The organism is Streptomyces sp. NPDC059256, assembly GCF_042753785.1.
Classification (GTDB): domain Bacteria; phylum Actinomycetota; class Actinomycetes; order Streptomycetales; family Streptomycetaceae; genus Streptomyces.
The window spans coordinates 1-1,069 of sequence record NZ_JBHYZO010000062.1 but is presented as its reverse complement, the minus strand read 5'-3'; the positions used below and the strand labels follow the sequence as shown (position 1 = coordinate 1,069).

Below are 1,069 nucleotides of genomic sequence, written 5' to 3'. Positions count from 1 at the left end.
ATGTATACACAGATCCTTGGTCACTATGTAACACGCAGTTCTCAGGCAGTGTTGGCAGTTGATCAAGTGTGTGTAAGACAAAGTCTGTGTCCTGCTTATCTCCAATCGTAAAAGCAATCACTTCTCCATTATATACATCCAATATACTGGAAAGGTACAATTGTTTCTGTCCATAAGGCAAATACGTGATGTCTGTTACTAGTTTTTCAAGAGGATGATCAGACTGAAAGTTCCGATCTAATATATTGTCGACCACGGCATATGGCTGCCCATTCTTCTTGCGCTTTTTCACCTTAACCCGGCACTGCCACTGATTTTTCTGCATAATACGCTGAACCGTTTTATGGTTAATACACATTCTCTTTTTTAATATAGCTGTGATTTTTCGATATCCATATCGATACTGGTGCTCTCGGCACAACGTGCCGATTTGTTTTTCTAAATGGCGCTTGGGATGATCTTTCTTCAGATTCTTCTTCCAACGATAATAAGACGAGCGAGAGATACCTAAATGAATACAGATATCCTGCACGGTCATTGTGCTGTGCAATTCTTCTACAAGTTCGACTGACGTTTGGCTATCAACTTCCTTTCCAATTCGTTGTACTTTTTTAACACTTCATTCTGTTGTCTCAGATATCGATTCTCTGCCTGCAGTTTCTCTAATTCGGAAGAATACTCCGGACCTTTTCCATAAGTGTATTGCTTACCAACAGGCTGTTCAAATCGATGTGTATCACCAGCCTTATACCATCTGACCCATGTCTTAATCTGCGTATTATTTTTGATATTCAACTCCTGCATGATCTCTTTCATAGGTACGCCTGCCAATCTCATTTCTACAGCCTTCTGTTTCACTTCAACCGGATAACTCACTCTTGTCCCCATAGAAAAAACACCTCCAAGTCTAATTTCGGATAACAATCATCCGTATTCAAACTTGAAGGTGTTTTTATTTGTCTCATCTTATGGGGTCAGTCCCAATGTTGTGAAGGGTTTTTTTCATTTTTCAATATAGATGCCGATTTCAGCTTCAGCAACAGGCTGCTCTCCAACTGATGCCTTGGCA

At 40.2% G+C, this 1,069-nt stretch carries 1 pseudogene; it reads right to left on the bottom strand.

Going from position 1 to position 1,069, the window contains the following annotated elements:
• Positions 1-888 (bottom strand): annotated as a pseudogene (locus tag ACFXJL_RS34830) (IS3 family transposase); the annotation flags it as partial.
• Positions 889-1,069 lie beyond the last annotated feature (181 nt).